Source organism: Nocardia sp. NBC_00881, assembly GCF_045207455.1.
Taxonomy (GTDB): Bacteria; Actinomycetota; Actinomycetes; order Mycobacteriales; family Mycobacteriaceae; genus Nocardia.
In genome coordinates this window covers 7,180,646-7,195,580 of sequence record NZ_CP108798.1, presented here as the reverse complement: position 1 = coordinate 7,195,580, position 14,935 = coordinate 7,180,646, and the positions used below count along the sequence as shown (strand labels likewise).

12 protein-coding genes and 1 rRNA gene are annotated in these 14,935 nt (G+C 67.1%); 5 read left to right on the top strand and 8 right to left on the bottom strand.

The window, feature by feature from the left end:
- Positions 1-114 precede the first annotated feature (114 nt).
- Positions 115-2,688, bottom strand: a complete 2,574-nt coding sequence (glgP, locus tag OH799_RS30390) for an alpha-glucan family phosphorylase (RefSeq protein ID WP_406271178.1) — start codon at positions 2,686-2,688, stop codon at positions 115-117.
- Positions 2,689-2,849: 161 nt separating this feature from the next.
- On the opposite strand from glgP, the gene OH799_RS30385 reads away from it, so the two are divergent.
- From OH799_RS30385 to glgB, 3 genes are all read left to right on the top strand, one after another.
- Complete coding sequence (locus OH799_RS30385) at positions 2,850-3,491, top strand: LysE family translocator (protein ID WP_406271175.1); 642 nt, start codon at positions 2,850-2,852, stop codon at positions 3,489-3,491.
- 141 nt (positions 3,492-3,632) lie between these two features.
- Positions 3,633-5,636 carry a maltotransferase domain-containing protein gene (locus tag OH799_RS30380; RefSeq protein ID WP_406271172.1) on the top strand — a complete coding sequence of 668 codons (2,004 nt, stop codon included), beginning with the start codon at positions 3,633-3,635 and terminating at the stop codon, positions 5,634-5,636.
- Positions 5,633-7,786: a 1,4-alpha-glucan branching protein GlgB gene (gene glgB / locus OH799_RS30375; RefSeq protein ID WP_406271169.1), complete on the top strand. Its 2,154-nt coding sequence runs from the start codon at positions 5,633-5,635 to the stop codon at positions 7,784-7,786. Before OH799_RS30380 ends, glgB begins: the two co-directional genes overlap by 4 nt.
- 105 nt (positions 7,787-7,891) lie before the next feature.
- On the opposite strand, the gene OH799_RS30370 is transcribed toward glgB, so the two are convergent.
- The 3 genes from OH799_RS30370 to OH799_RS30360 all read right to left on the bottom strand — a co-directional run bounded on the left by OH799_RS30370 (position 7,892) and on the right by OH799_RS30360 (position 10,839).
- Complete coding sequence (locus OH799_RS30370) at positions 7,892-8,734, bottom strand: tetratricopeptide repeat protein (RefSeq protein ID WP_406282738.1); 843 nt, start codon at positions 8,732-8,734, stop codon at positions 7,892-7,894.
- A gap of 61 nt (positions 8,735-8,795) precedes the next feature.
- Positions 8,796-9,173, bottom strand: a complete 378-nt coding sequence (locus OH799_RS30365) for a DUF3817 domain-containing protein (protein ID WP_406271166.1) — start codon at positions 9,171-9,173, stop codon at positions 8,796-8,798.
- Between the two features lie 487 nt (positions 9,174-9,660).
- A complete protein-coding gene (locus OH799_RS30360; RefSeq protein WP_406271163.1) occupies positions 9,661-10,839 on the bottom strand; it encodes an acetyl-CoA C-acetyltransferase in 1,179 nt (392 codons plus the stop codon).
- Positions 10,840-10,967: 128 nt separating this feature from the next.
- Between OH799_RS30360 and mce the strand changes: the two genes are divergently transcribed.
- A complete protein-coding gene (gene mce, locus OH799_RS30355) occupies positions 10,968-11,441 on the top strand; it encodes a methylmalonyl-CoA epimerase (RefSeq protein ID WP_406271160.1) in 474 nt (157 codons plus the stop codon).
- 86 nt (positions 11,442-11,527) lie between these two features.
- Entirely contained in the window at positions 11,528-12,529 is a 1,002-nt protein-coding gene (locus OH799_RS30350) for a hypothetical protein (protein WP_406271157.1), read from the top strand.
- A gap of 213 nt (positions 12,530-12,742) precedes the next feature.
- Here the strand turns inward: OH799_RS30350 and OH799_RS30345 are convergent, their stop codons facing one another.
- The 4 genes from OH799_RS30345 to rrf form a co-directional block, all read right to left on the bottom strand.
- Positions 12,743-13,051, bottom strand: coding sequence for an ATP/GTP-binding protein (locus OH799_RS30345; protein ID WP_406271154.1), 309 nt, complete (start codon positions 13,049-13,051; stop codon positions 12,743-12,745).
- An 87-nt stretch (positions 13,052-13,138) separates the two neighbouring features.
- Positions 13,139-13,828, bottom strand: coding sequence for an endonuclease NucS (gene nucS, locus OH799_RS30340; protein WP_406271151.1), 690 nt, complete (start codon positions 13,826-13,828; stop codon positions 13,139-13,141).
- Between the two features lie 37 nt (positions 13,829-13,865).
- The gene (locus tag OH799_RS30335) at positions 13,866-14,597 is read right to left on the bottom strand and encodes a rhomboid-like protein (protein ID WP_406271148.1); all 732 of its coding nucleotides are present in this window, start codon (positions 14,595-14,597) and stop codon (positions 13,866-13,868) included.
- A 169-nt stretch (positions 14,598-14,766) separates the two neighbouring features.
- Positions 14,767-14,883, bottom strand: a 5S ribosomal RNA gene (gene rrf / locus OH799_RS30330).
- Between the last annotated feature and the right edge of the window lie 52 nt (positions 14,884-14,935).

Genomic DNA, 14,935 nt, shown 5'->3' with positions numbered 1-14,935 from the left:
CCGTGGAACAGGCGCGCTGATCGCGTTCGTGGAGCGGATCGCCGAGCAGAGCACCAGCCAATCGCGCCGGTGCCGACCGGCTGCCGGAAGAGGTCGTGGCGAGCTGTAGGTCACTCAGGCGTGCGGCGCGGACACCCGCCCGAGTTCGGCGTCGGAGGCCAGCAGGTCGTTGTGCGGCAGCACACGCACCGTGTAGCCGACCGCGCCGGACAGCGGGACCGGGGTGTCGACGGTGAACAACTCGACGCCGGAGTCGGAACCACTGTGCGTCATCGGGACCGTGGTGACATCCGAGAGATCGTCGGCCACGGACACCCGGCCGAGGACCGCCTGCACGACGACGTCCGAGACGCTCAACCCGCCGAGCTCGATTCGCGCGGTCAGCGACAGCCGAGCTCCGATGATCGGTGTATCCGGCAGGCCCGCACTATCCACCTGGATCACCTTGACCGCCGGCCACGCCGCTTCCACCCGGCGGTGGTACTCGGCGATGGCGCGGGCTACCGCGAAATCGTCGGCGGTGGCCTGCTGATAGGCCGCGGCGGCAGGTGCGTAGTACTCCACCGCGTAATCGCGGACCATGCGCGAGGCCAGGACCTTGGGCCCCAAGGTCTGCAAGGTGTGGCGGACCATCTCGACCCAGCGCACCGGCATCCCGGACGCGTCGCGATCGTAGAAGCGCGGGGCGACGGTGCGCTCGAACAAGTCGTAGAGCGCGGCGGCCTCGAGGTCGTCGCGGCGGTGCTCGTCGCGGACGCCGTCTGCGGTCGGGATAGCCCAGCCGTTCTCGCCGTCGTACATCTCGTCCCACCAGCCGTCCCGGATAGACAGGTTGAGCCCGCCGTTGAGCGCGGACTTCATACCGGATGTACCGCACGCCTCCAGTGGCCGCAGCGGGTTGTTCAGCCAGACGTCGCAGCCCCAATACAGGTAGCGGGCCATCGACATGTCGTAGTCGGGCAGAAAGACGATCCGGTGGCGCACCTCGGGATCGTCGGCGAAGCGGACGACCTGCTGGATGAGCGCCTTTCCTCCGTCGTCGGCGGGGTGGCTCTTGCCCGCGACGACCAGCTGCATCGGTCGCTCCGGATCCAGCAGTCGCGCCCGCAGCCGTTGCGGATCGCGCAGCATGAGGGTGAGTCGCTTGTAGGTCGGCACCCGGCGCGCGAACCCGACGGTCAGCACGTTCGGGTCGAAAACACTGTTCACCCAGCCGAGTTCGGCCTCCGCCGCACCACGCTCCAGCCAGGATGCGCGTACCCGGCGGCGCACCTCGTCGACCAGTGTCGCGCGTAACGTGTTCCGCGTCGACCACAGCTCAGCCAGGTCGATATCGCGCAGGCGTTCCCAACCACGCGCCTCCTCGACCAGCTCGGCGCCGATGTGCTCGCGCGCCTTGTCCACCCACTCGCGCGCGGCCCAGGTGGTGGCGTGCACACCGTTGGTGACCGAACCGATCGGCACCTCGGCGGCGTCGAATCCCGGCCACAGCGAGGCGAACATGCCCCGGCTCACCGCACCGTGCAACTTCGAGACACCGTTGGCGCGTTGCGCGAGGCGCAGACCCATGTGCGCCATGTTGAAGACCGAGGGGTCGGCCTCGCGGCCCAGCGTCGCGATCCGGTCCACGGAGAGGCCGGGCAGCATGGCGGATTCGGATTCGCCGTGTGCGCCGCCGAAGTAGCGACGCACCATAGGCATCGGGAAGCGGTCGATTCCCGCGGGGACCGGGGTGTGGGTGGTGAACACCGTACCCGCCCGTACTGCGGCGAGTGCGGAATCGAAATCCCTACCTGCCGAGACGAGTTCACGGATCCGCTCGACACCGAGGAAGCCGGCGTGGCCTTCGTTCATGTGGAAGACGTCCGGATCGGGCAGTCCGGCCGACGACGTGTACGCGCGCACCGCGCGGACGCCGCCGATGCCCGCCAGGATCTCCTGCCGGATCCGATGCTCCTGATCGCCACCGTAGAGACGGTCGGTGACCGCGCGCAGTTCGGCATCGTTCTCGGCGATGTCCGAGTCGAGCAGCAACAGCGGAACCCGCCCGACCTGCGCGATCCACACTCGGGCGCGCAGCACACGGTTGTCGGGCATGGCCACGTGAACGAGGACCGGCGAGCCATCCGAGGTGAGCGCGCGCAGCGGAAGACCCTGCGGGTCCAGGGCTGGATAGCGCTCGGTTTGCCAACCGTCCGCGGACAGCGACTGGCGGAAATAGCCGGAGCGATAGAGCAATCCGACGCCGATCAATGGCAGGCCCAGATCGGAGGCGGCCTTGAGATGATCACCGGCCAGGATACCGAGACCGCCCGAGTAGTTGGGCAACACCTCGGTGACACCGAACTCCATCGAGAAGTAGGCGATTCCGCGGACCTCCTCCTCCCCTGCGCGGAGTTGGAACCAGCCCGGCGCCGCCAGGTAATCACGCAGGTCCGCGGCCCCTGCGTCGACACGACCGACATAGTCGGGGTCGGCGGCCAGCTCGTCCAGCCGGGCCGCGGGCACCTCGCCGAGCATCCGGACCGGATCGTGGCCCATCTCCTGCCACCGTCGCGGCTCCAACTCGGCGAACAGGTCTTGCGTCGGCGGATGCCACGACCAGCGCAGATTCGTGGCGAGCTCACCCAGGGCCGCCAGACGCTCGGGCAGATGGGCACGGACGGTGAAACGACGCAATGCCTTCATTGGGTAGAAACTACACGGGTCCGCAGTAGCGCGATGTCATCGACTGGGTGTCCATTAACCCAGCTGACCTGGGGATCTTTAGGTACGCGATCAGGTCGCCCCGGCGTGCCACGCTGAAAAATCAGTGGCCCGCGCCCGAATGGAACTGGCAGCATCGGCTGATGCCGCACTGGGTTCACGTCCTGCCGCGATTCTTGCCGGCCTGTCTCATCCTCGCTGCGCTGCCCGGCCCGGCGACCGCTCTGTTCCTTCAGCGCGCTGTGCGCGACGGCCGAGCGGCGGGGCTGGCGGCAGTCGCGGGCAATGAAATCGGGGTGGTCGGCTGGACACTGGCGGGCGGGGCCGGGCTATCGGTGCTGCTGGTCGCGAACCGAGCTATGAATACCGCGGTGCACGTGGTCGGTGCGCTGGTTTTGATCTGGCTCGGCGTCCAGGCGTGGCGGGGCGCGCGCGGTGACGACGAATTCGGCGCCACGATGACGAAAATACTGCCTTCGGGACGGACACCCGGCTCCGCCTTCCGTGCGTCGCTGATCTCGATCGCGGCCAACCCCAAGGCGGCCGTCTTCGGGCTGACGATCCTGCCGCAGTTCCTTCCGTCCAGCGGACCGGTGCTCCCGACGGTCGCGATCCTCGCGCTCATTCAACTGGTGATCGACACCGCCTGGTGTATGGGCGTCGTCCTTGCCGCCGACCGCGCGGGCGCCTGGCTGCGTCGGGCCGGCATTCGGCAGCGGGTCGAACGCATGCTCGGCGCCTTCCTGGTCGCCCTCGGTCTCGGCCTCGCCGCCGACACCCGCTGAGGTCGCGCCAGCGGTCCGACATCGCGCGTGCTGTTCAGACCCCGCGGGCGCTCCACACGCGATGAGATCGATTCGCAGCGGGATCGGTCTGGTCGACGCACTGATCCGGCCCTTGCGGCCGACTGCCGGTAGGTTGGTCCCGTGACCGGCCGCATCGCTATCGATGACACTGCCCCGTCCATCGCAGGCGGTCGGCCCGCTAAGGCCGTGGTCGGCGAGGTGTTCCCGGTTCGTACGGTCGTGTGGCGGGAGGGCCACGACGCCGTCGCGGCCACGCTGGTGGTCCGGTCGCCCGGCGCCTCACGTCCGGTCCGGATCCGGATGACGCCGGATCACGAGCCCGACGTGTTCAACGCGACCTTCACGCCGAACCTGCCCGGTGCGTGGGCCTACCGCGTCGAAGGCTGGAGCGACCCCGTCGCCACCTGGCGGTCGGCGGTGGAGGCGAAGCTGGCTGTCGGGCAAAGTGCAGCCGACCTGGCCAACGACCTGGAACTCGGCGCCCGACTGTTCGATCGCGCGGCACAGGCCGTGCCGAAGAAGCAGTTCGAGCGGCTGCGGGCGGTGGCAGCGGCTCTGCGCAGCGACGAGCAGCTACCCGCGCGGGTGGCTCCGGCCTTCACCGACGAGGTCGCCGATATTCTCCGGGCCACTCCCCTGCGCGACCTGGTCACCCGCGGACCGCAGCACACCGTGCAGGTCGAGCGGCAGCGCGCGCTCTACGGGTCCTGGTACGAGTTCTTCCCACGCTCGACCGGCGGCCGCGACACCACCGGTAAGCCGATCCACGGCACCTTCGCCACCGCGGCCAAGGAGCTTCCACGCATAGCCGCCATGGGCTTCGATGTGGTGTACCTGCCGCCGATCCACCCGATCGGCGAGGTGAATCGCAAGGGTCGCAACAACGCGCTGGTCGCCGAGCCCGGCGATGTCGGCTCGCCGTGGGCGATCGGCTCGAAGGACGGCGGCCACGACGCCATACACCCTGAGCTCGGCACCGAAGCCGACTTCGCTGACTTCGTCTTCGTGGCAACACGACTCGGCCTCGAGGTGGCGCTCGATCTCGCGCTGCAATGCGCACCCGACCATCCGTGGGTCCAGGCGCACCCGGAATGGTTCACCACCCTGCCGGACGGCACCATCGCCTACGCCGAGAACCCGCCGAAGAAATACCAGGACATCTACCCGGTCAACTTCGACAACGACCCCAACGGCCTGTATGCCGAGGTCCTGCGCGTGGTGCGGCACTGGGTCGGCTTGGGCGTCAAGATTTTCCGGGTGGACAACCCGCACACCAAGCCCGCCGACTTCTGGGAGTGGCTGATCACGAACGTGCGCCGCACCGACCCGGACGTGATCTTCCTGTCCGAGGCGTTCACCCGCCCGGCCCGGCTGTACGGCCTGGCGCGGCGCGGATTCAGCCAGTCCTACACATATTTCACCTGGCGCGTCGCAAAGTGGGAACTTACCGAGTTCGGCGACGAGCTGGCCGCGAAGGCCGACGAGGCCCGCCCGAACTTGTTCGTGAACACCCCTGACATCCTGCACGAAAGCCTCCAGCAGGGCGGACCCGGCATGTTCGCCATCCGCGCGGTGCTGGCCGCCACCCTCGCACCGACCTGGGGCGTCTACTCCGGCTTCGAGCTGTTCGAGCACCAGGCGGTGCGTCCGGGCAGCGAGGAATATCTCGACTCTGAGAAATACGAGCTGCGCCCACGCCCGTTCGCCGAGGCGCTGGCGCACGGAGAATCGCTGGAGCCGTGGATCACCCGGCTCAACGAGATCCGCCGCGCGCACCCCGCCCTGCAGCAGTTGCGCTGCCTGCACTTCCACCATGTGGACAACGATGCGCTGCTCGCCTACTCCAAGATCGACCCGGCCAGTGGCGACGCGGTGCTGGTGGTGGTGAACCTGAACCCGTTCGGCACCGAATGGGGCATGATATCGCTGGACCTGCCCGCCATCGGCCGCGAATGGCACGACCACCCGGTGGTGTACGACGAGGTCAGCGGCGAGCAATATCACTGGGCCCAAACCAATTACGTACGCCTGGATCCCGCGCACGCTGTCGCACACATCCTCACCCTGCCCCCGGTACCGCAGCAGGCCCGCAGCGAACTGACCTACCGCAGGACGCTGCGATGAAAAATCGTGACCTGATGCTGCTGGCGGCGGGCACACACACGGATCCGCATACCGTCCTCGGCGCCCACCCCCATCCCGACGGCACGGCCGTGCGGGCACTGCGCCCGCACGCCGAAACGGTGTCCGTGCGCGTCGGTGGCGTCGATCATCCGCTGAAGCCGTTGGGCCACGGCGTGTTCGCCGCGGTGGTGCCATACCCGGATCTCATGGACTATCGCATCGTAAGCACCTACCCGGGCGGCCAGACCGTCCTCGGCGCGGACGGCTACCGCTTCCTGCCCACCGTCGGTGAACTCGACCTGCATCTTATCGGCGCGGGCCGCCACGAACGGCTGTGGGAGGTACTCGGCGCGCACCCACACCGGTACACGACGCTGGACGGTGCAGTGCAGGGCACCTCGTTCGCGGTGTGGGCGCCGAACGCGCGGGGCGTCACCGTGATCGGTGACTTCGACGGCTGGAGCGGCAACACCGCGCCGATGCGTTCGCTCGGTTCGTCCGGGATCTGGGAGGTTTTCCTCCCCGGTATCGAACCGGGCACCAAGTACAAGTACCGCGTGCACGGCGCCGACGGCCGGACGGTCGATCATGCCGACCCGCTGGCCTTCGCCACCGAACCGCCCCCCGCGACCGCGTCGGTGGTCACCGAGAGCCACTACGTCTGGCACGACCATGCCTGGCTCGACAAGCGTGCGTCCACTGATCCGACCAGCGCGCCGATGAGCGTCTACGAGGTACATCTCGGCTCATGGCGTCCTGGCCTCTGCTATCGCGAAATAGCTGACCAGCTCGCAGAATACGTGCAGGAGGCCGGCTTTACCCACATCGAGCTGCTCCCCATCGCCGAGCATCCCTTCGGCGGCTCTTGGGGTTATCAGGTCACCTCGTACTACGCGCCGACAGCACGATTCGGTTCCCCGGACGACTTCCGCGCTTTCGTCGACCGCATGCACGCGGCGGGCATAGGAGTGCTGCTGGACTGGGTTCCCGCGCACTTCCCGCGGGACGAATGGGCACTGGCCCGATTCGACGGAACCCCGCTCTACGAGCACGCCGATCCGCGCCGCGGCGAGCAACTGGACTGGGGCACTTACATTTTCGACTTCGGCAGGCACGAGGTGCGCAACTTTCTCGTCGCCAACGCGCGTTACTGGATCGAAGAGTTCCACATCGACGGCCTGCGCGTCGACGCGGTCGCCTCCATGCTCTACCTGGATTACTCACGTGCCGAAGGAGAGTGGGAACCCAACGTGCACGGCGGCCGGGAAAACTTGGAGGCCGTCGACTTCCTGCAGGACCTCAACGACACGGTGCACCGCCTCCATCCCGGCGTCGTGACCATCGCCGAGGAGTCCACCACCTGGCCGGGCGTCACCCGCGGCACCGACGTCGGGGGACTCGGCTTCACCATGAAATGGAACATGGGCTGGATGCACGACACCCTCGGGTTCCTCGGCCGCGACCCGATCCACCGCTCCTGGCACCACAACGAGATCACCTTCTCACTGATGTACGCATGGAGCGAGAACTACGTGCTGCCGATCAGCCACGACGAGGTCGTGCACGGCAAGGGCACGCTCTGGACCAGGATGCCGGGCGACGATTTCGCCAAAGCGAGTGGCGTGCGGGCGCTGCTGGCCTATATGTGGGCCCATCCCGGCAAACAGGTGCTGTTCATGGGGCAGGACTTCGGCCAGTTCCGCGAGTGGTCGCACGATCGCGGACTGGACTGGCACGAGCTGGAAAACCCACTGCACCAGGGCGTTACGTCAGTGGTGCGCGACCTCAACGCTGTCTACCGCGCCCATCCCGCCCTGTGGAGCCAGGACACCACACCGGGCGGTTACGCCTGGATCGAGGCGAACGACCACGCAAACAACGTGCTGGCGTTCCTGCGTTATGGCTCGGACGGTTCCATGGTCGCGTGCGTTTACAACTTCTCCGGCTCGGTGCACGACGCATACCGCGTCGGCCTGCCGCACGCGGGCCGCTGGATCGAAATCCTCAACACCGACGCCGTCCATTACGGCGGCTCCGGCATCGGAAACCTGGGCGAGGTGTTGGCCACCGAGGAGCCGTGGCACGACCGTCCGGCGTCGGCCACGGTCGCGCTCGCGCCGAACAGCGCGGTCTGGCTGCGCCCAGCCTAGCCACGGGGTCGAACACCCGCACGCACGGTCTACTCGCGGCGCGTATCGGCGCGGCACGGACCACGCCGACCGGCGTCGGACTTTCCGGACGCTGAGGAGCGAAACTCAGTACAGCGCGGCAGCCAGCTTGCGGCGCGCGGCGACAACGAACGGCTCGGCCTGGTCGAACAGCTCGAACAGCTCGAGCAGGCGAGTGCGCGCCTTGGTCCGTTCGTCACCCGCAGTGCGCCTGACGACGGCGATCAGCCGGTCGAAAGCCGCTTCGGGCCGCTGGTGGAACAGTTCGAGATCGGCGGCGTCGAGCGCGGCATCGACATTCGACGGGTCGGCGTCCGAGGTCGCGATCGCCGACGCCGGGATTTGTTGCGCGCGACCCAGGAACCGCAGTTGACGCAGCGCGGCCTTGGCTTCTTCGTTCGCGGGCTCGGCAGCGAGGATGGCCTCATAGGCCGCCTCGGCGCCCGCCAAGTCGCCCTGCTCCAGCGCGGCTTCGGCCGCCGTGAAGCGCGGGTCCTCGGCGGGCTGCGGTTCTCCGTTGCTCTCGAGCTTGCCCGCGACCGCGTCGATGACCGCGTTCAGCCACTGCCGCACCTGCGGCTCCGGCTGAGCACCCTCGAAGTCCGCGAGCGGCTGGCCGCCCGCAATCGCGATCACGGTCGGGATGCCCTGCACCCGCAGGGCCTGAGCGATCCGCATATTGGCCTCGGCCTCGACGGTGGCCAGATCCCACGTGCCGCCGTCGGCGGCGACCAGCCGCTCCAGGGTCCGCACCAACTCGATGCTGCCCGGGCTGCGCTGCGAGTACAGCACGACGACGACCGGAACCTGCGTCGAGCGGCGTAGCACCTTCGTCTCGAAATCGGCCTCGGTGACCGAGTAATCGCCCGCCGCACCACCCGCACCAGCGGCGGGCTGCTTCAGACTGGACAGATCCACCGCACCGGACATGGCGGCGGCGACAGCGGGCGAAGGACGGCGGGCGGCTGGTCGAGTCACGGTTTCCAGTTTGTCACGACGTAACGGATGCGGGAGCTTCGGAGTCGGTGGACACGGTGTTGCTCAGCTCACCCAGCCGCCCCGCGCGCACCGCCCAGACCTCGAACAGGACGGTACAGAACGGCGGAATGCTGGACAGCAGCGCGAGGACGATGGTCTTGGCGTTCCAGCCCAGCTCCCGCGCAGCCACGATCGCGGTGATCACGAACAGCACGAAAATGATCCCGTGCGTCATGCCGAACACCTTGACGGGCCACAGCACCGGTTCAGGAAGGCGCTTGAACACCATGCCGACAATCAGGAAGACCCAGGAGATCGCCTCGAGCACCGCGACGAAGCGAAACCGCTTGGCGACCGTGCTGAGGTCGAAGACATTGCCCATGGCCACCATTCTGCCGGATGCACTACGGGCCGTCGTAGTCAGTGTCTGATTTGCGACGCTTGCGGCGCTGCGTGTTCGCGGCCCTTGATGGCCCGTATGCCGAGCGACTGCGGCTGGCGCCCTTCGTGGCCGGATGCGTCGGCCCGTTCGGACGTGAGCCGGGCCGCGAACGGGCAATGGTCGGTCTCGCTTCTCACAAAACGGGAGGGGAAACATGGAGGCGCCGACAGGCAAATTCGGATCGAACATTCGCTCTTCGCGTTGGATGTTCATGTGTTTGTCTGGCAACCCCTACAGCGGCGACGCGACAGTGATGCTGAGAGCGTCATGTTGCCGATGGTTCTGACCGCAACGCATCCACATCGACGCCACTCGGATCTACTGGCGCCATGAGATCGAGGAATCCCTCTTCACGGCCCGGGGTCGCGAGAAACCAGTGCGTGGACACGCGGTACCGGATGTTCGCCAGTTCAGCGCGGGATGTCGGCTGCCGCGGTCAGAAGCGGACGATCAGCGCGTCGCCTTGGCCACCGCCGCCGCAGAGCGCGGCCGCGCCGACGCCGCCGCCGCGGCGCTCGAGTTCCAGCACCAGGTGCAGCAGAATGCGGGCGCCGGACATGCCGAGCGGGTGGCCGATGGCGATGGCACCGCCGTTGACGTTCACTTTCGCCGGGTCGATACCCAGCTTGCGGGTGGAGGCGACACCGACGGCCGCGAACGCCTCGTTGATCTCCACCAGATCCAGGTCGGCGGGCGCGATACCTTCCCGCGCGCAGGCCTTGGCGATCGCGTTGGCGGGCTGATCCTGCAGTGTCGAATCCGGGCCCGCGACCACGCCCGCGGCACCGATCTCGGCGATCCAGCTCAGACCGAGCGATTCGGCCTTCTCCTTGCTCATCACCACGACCGCGGCGGCGCCGTCGGAGATCTGCGAGGCGGTGCCCGCGGTGATCGTGCCGTCCTTGCGGAACGCGGGACGCAGCTTGGCCAGCGACTCGACCGTGGTGTCGGCGCGAATGCCCTCGTCGGACGACACCAGCACCGGGTCACCTTTGCGCTGCGGCACCGCGACCGGGACCACCTCATCGTCGAAGACGCCGTTCTTCCACGCCGCCGCCGCACGCTGGTGCGAGGCCGCCGCGAACGCGTCCTGGTCTTCGCGGCTGATCCGGTCGGCCTCGTTGCGCTGCTCGGTGAGCGCGCCCATCGGCTGGTCGGTGAAAATGTCGTGCAACCCGTCATAGGCCATGTGGTCGCGCAACGTCACATCGCCGTATTTGAAGCCTTCTCTGCTCTTTTCGAGCAGATGCGGCGCCTTGCTCATGGACTCCTGACCACCGGCAACGACGATCTCGTACTCGCCTGCCCGGATCAGCTGGTCGGCGAGGGCGATCGCGTTGATACCCGACAGGCACACCTTGTTGACCGTCAGCGCGGGCACGCCCAGCGGGATCCCCGCGGCCGCGGCGGCCTGACGGGCCGGGATCTGTCCCGCGCCCGCAGTGAGCACCTGGCCCATAATCACGTAGTCGACCTGATCTGGCGCGACGCCGCCCTTCTCCAGCGCCGCATTGATCGCGAAGCCGCCCAGATCGGAACCGCTGAAGTCCTTCAGACCCCCTAGCAGCCGACCGACCGGAGTACGCGCACCGGAGACGATGACAGAAGTGGTCACGACGAGCCTCGCATTCGTAGATCGGACCTGCCCCGCAGCTTCGCGGAGCGGCGCGGCGACAGATGTCGTATCAACGGTAGCGGGTACGACCCCCACGACTCCGGACAGGTACGCGCTACGTTCGAGTGGTGAGCAACGTTATCGACCATTCGTCTTTCATCCCCGCGGACTACGTGACCGCGGTCGACCACGTCGGCATCGCGGTGCCCGACCTGGACGTCGCGGTGGCCTGGTACGCCGAGAACCTCGGCATGGTCGAGACTCACCGCGAGATCAACGAGGCCCAGGGGGTCCACGAGGCGATGCTTTCGCTGCCCGGGGCACCTGACCGGGCCACTGCCCTGCAGTTGCTGGCCCCGCTCGACGCGCAGTCGACCATCGCGAAGTTCATCGACCGCAGCGGACCGGGCCTGCAACAACTGGCCTACCGCGTGACCGACATCGACGCGGTCTCCGCACACCTGCGAGAGAAGGGTCTACGTTTGCTGTACGAGGCCCCGCGGTATGGAACGGCCGATTCCCGCATCAATTTCATCCACCCGAAGGATGCTGGCGGTGTGCTGATCGAGTTGGTCGAACCAAACGCGAATGTTACGCACTAGTATCGACGTCAAGTCGGGAAAACTCGTTGGAATGACATTCGCAGTCGAGTCACCATCGGCTGTCCTAAGGCTGTAGTTTGTGTGCCATGTCGTCACCCGAGTCCGATCGCAATCGCTTCGTTGCACTGCCCTTCACCGTTGTGCGCAAGGGTTATGCGCAAGACGAGGTGCGTAACTACTTCGACCGCTTCGACGCGGAATTGCGAGTCACCGCCACAGACCGCGATGCCGCTGCGGCACAAGCACGTAACCTCGCAAGCCAGTTGGAAGACGCGCGCGACGAGATCGACGAACTCCGCAAGGAGGTCGACCGACTCTCGGTGCCGCCGACCACCGCGGAAGGTATGTCCGACCGTATTTCCCGCATGCTGCGGCTCGCCTCCGACGAGGCGTCCGAAGTGCGTGCCCTGGCGCAGGCCGAGGCAGCGGAAATGGTGTCGATCGCCGAGCAGCAGGCCACCGAGATGCGTGGCAAATACGAGTCGCTACTCGCGGAGACCAAGGAGAAGCGCGAGGCGCTCGAAATCGAATTCGAGCAGACCCTCGCGAACGCACGCACCGAGTCCGCCAAGATCATCGAGGCCGCCCAGGCCGAGGCCGACCGCATCGGCAAGGAAGCCGATGCGAAGCGCAAGGCCACCCAGCAGGACTTCGAGGCCACCATGGCCGATCGTCGCACCAAGCTCACCCGCGCCATGGAGGAGCTGGAAGCCACCAGCCGCGCAGAGGCCGCGCAGCGGATCAAGGACGCGACCGACGAGGCCAACCGCCTCATCACCTCCGCGACCCAAACCTCCGAGCGCAAGATCGCGCATGCCAAGGAACTGGCCGAGGAGATGCGGGTGCTGCGTGGCCGCGTCCTCGCCCAGCTGCTCGGTATCCGCGGTCAGCTCGACTCGGTGCCCGCGATGCTCGCCGCGGTCAACCGGGAAAGCGAACTCCTGGATGGTGTTCCGGATCAGCGCAAGTCGATCGGCGGTGGCACCAAGTCGGTCACCGGTTCGCGCCAGAAGGCGATCCCCGAGCTCGCCAGCGAGGACGACGAGATCGACTCGGAAGAGCGCGAGAACGCCGACATCAGCAACTGACGTCGGGTCGCGCGGCGACTGACAACCGAATTCACCGAAGGCCGCCCCAGTTGGGGCGGCCTTCCCTCATTTCCGGGCCCCTCTGCCTCTCCGTGTATTCAAGCCGGACGCAGATGCGTAGAACTTGGGGTCGGCGGCCGACGGTGTGCTGACGGGACCGGTCAGCCGGGTCCCCGCCGAGTTACCCGATGCGCGCATGAAGTAGTTGTCAGATCACGACCAGCGGCGGGTGATACGGCGAGTCTGGCGGCCGTTCCAGCAGCCGCGGTGCCAGTGGCGACGGTCCTCTTCGCCGCCGTGAGCCGACCAGGCGACGATATGTGCTACGCCCGCCGCGATCTCGTGATCGCAGCCGGGGCAGCGGTATGCCTTGATCGCACGGGTCCCCGGGATGGTGCGGACCACGTAGGTCTCGTCGCCGTCCGGCCCCGATTCGGTACGCCCGAACACGTCCCCGAGCGGTGCGCCACCCGACCGCAAGCGATCGACACGGCGATCCGGACGTGGTTTCCGACGGGGCATGCGAATAGCGTATTACTCTGCCGCAATCAGCCCGCGCACCCCAGAGGCCCTCAAGGGTGGAAAGGGTGGGAAAGGGTGGGGGGAAGTTCAGAAGAGGCGGAATTCGTTGCTCTCCGTGCCACGCAGAGCGTCGTAATCCAGTGTGAGGCAGCGGATGCCGCGGTCCGCGGCGAGCGTGCGCGCCTGCGGCTTGATCTGCTGGGCAGCGAAGACGCCAGCGACCGGAGCCAACAGCGGATCACGGTTGAGCAGTTCAAGGTAGCGGGTGAGCTGTTCGACGCCGTCGATTTCGCCACGGCGCTTGATCTCGACGGCGACCGTGCCTCCGTCTGCGTCCCGGCAGAGCAGGTCCACGGGGCCGATCGCCGTCATGTACTCACGGCGGATGAGGCTGTAGCCCGCGCCGAGTGTCTGCACGTGCTCGGCGAGGAGTTCCTGAAGGTGGGCCTCCACCCCGTCTTTCACCAGGCCTGGGTCGATCCCCAGTTCGTGCGAGGAGTCGTGTTCGATGTCCTCGATGGTGATGCGGAGTTCTTCTCCCGTCTTGTTGGTGACGACCCAGAGTGCCTTCGATCCCTCCGGCAGCTCCGCGTCGCCGTTGCGCTCATTCAACCGGCATGGCGGGCTCATCCAGTTCAGCGGCTTGTACGAGCCGCCGTCGGAGTGAACGAGGACCGAACCGTCCGCTTTCATCAGCAGTAACCGGCGGGCCATCGGAAGATGGGCGGTGAGTCGCCCTACGTAGTCGACCTGACAGCGAGCAATCACTAGGCGCACCCAAGCACTGTAGGCGAGCGCCCGCCCGCGGCTGCCGTCAGCCCATGAGCAGGATCGCCGCGAGGATCGCGCTCACCGCGAACAGCGCGGATTCGGCCCGGGTGAGCCGGTGCACCGTGGTCGCCCTGTTGCGGATCATGAAGAATCCGACGGCTGACCCGATCGTGAACGACACGAGATGACCGACGTTGGTGAAAGTCTGCCCGATCAGTACACCCTCGGCGGCGACGATGAACCACGCCGTGGCCCACGCGATCCGCCACCGGTACGGGACGGCCGCCACGAGTGCGCCGACCAGTGCCATGGCCCCGTAACTGACGCCGACATCTTCCGCCCAGCGAATGTTCGCGGGCATCCACCCGGCCTCCACTGCCACCCACAGGCCAGCCGCGACGAGCAACGTAGCGCCGATGTGGCCGGCCAGGAAGACGCGCACCAATCGCATCGCACCGAAGCGCAGCTCGGCGAGGGCTAGCAGGCAGGCGAGCAGCGGGATCAGGATCCAGGCCGCACCGACGTCGCCGATCACGAACGCACTGGACAGCAACGTCCCGACCTGGCCATTCAGCAGGTTGTGCAGATTCGTGCTGGCATGCAGCACCATCCTCGTCTGGGCAGAGTCACTCAGTACCGAGAAGATCGCCGAGACGAGGACCAGCCCGGACAGATATCCGGCCGTCGCGGGCAATCTCGGTCTCCACCAGCTGCGTCGCGCCGGTGCGCGGGAATCGATCGGCGCCAGGTCGGCCGACGTCGTCGCGACGACCATGCACACCTCCGTTGTCCACGCGGCGACGGCAATCTGCCGCCGTTATCCATAATCCGTGTCCGCGCTCTACATATACTTACTTTTCCCTGCGAATTCACTGCGAAACATGGTTTTCGCTTGGGAAATGCCGAAGGCCCTCGACGGTGTCGAGGGCCTTCGTGAAAGGATGTTCCGGCGGTGTCCTACTCTCCCACACCCTGTCGAGTGCAGTACCATCGGCGCTGGCAGGCTTAGCTTCCGGGTTCGGAATGGGACCGGGCGTTTCCCTGCCGCTATGGCCGCCGTAACTCTGTGAAACTGTCACACGCCACACTGTTCACCTTGTTGGGGTGGGTGGT

Excerpts from the sequence above, each read along its gene's own strand:
- OH799_RS30335 (WP_406271148.1), bottom strand. The coding sequence starts at position 14,597 with ATGGTCGTCGCGACGACGTCGGCCGACCTGGCGCCGATCGATTCCCGC.
- OH799_RS30370 (WP_406282738.1), bottom strand. The coding sequence starts at position 8,734 with ATGTCCGGTGCGGTGGATCTGTCCAGTCTGAAGCAGCCCGCCGCTGGT.
- OH799_RS30345 (WP_406271154.1), bottom strand. The coding sequence starts at position 13,051 with ATGCCCCGTCGGAAACCACGTCCGGATCGCCGTGTCGATCGCTTGCGG.
- OH799_RS30365 (WP_406271166.1), bottom strand. The coding sequence starts at position 9,173 with ATGGTGGCCATGGGCAATGTCTTCGACCTCAGCACGGTCGCCAAGCGG.
- glgP (WP_406271178.1), bottom strand. The coding sequence starts at position 2,688 with ATGAAGGCATTGCGTCGTTTCACCGTCCGTGCCCATCTGCCCGAGCGT.
- glgB (WP_406271169.1), top strand. The coding sequence starts at position 5,633 with ATGAAAAATCGTGACCTGATGCTGCTGGCGGCGGGCACACACACGGAT.
- OH799_RS30350 (WP_406271157.1), top strand. The coding sequence starts at position 11,528 with ATGTCGTCACCCGAGTCCGATCGCAATCGCTTCGTTGCACTGCCCTTC.
- OH799_RS30385 (WP_406271175.1), top strand. The coding sequence starts at position 2,850 with ATGCCGCACTGGGTTCACGTCCTGCCGCGATTCTTGCCGGCCTGTCTC.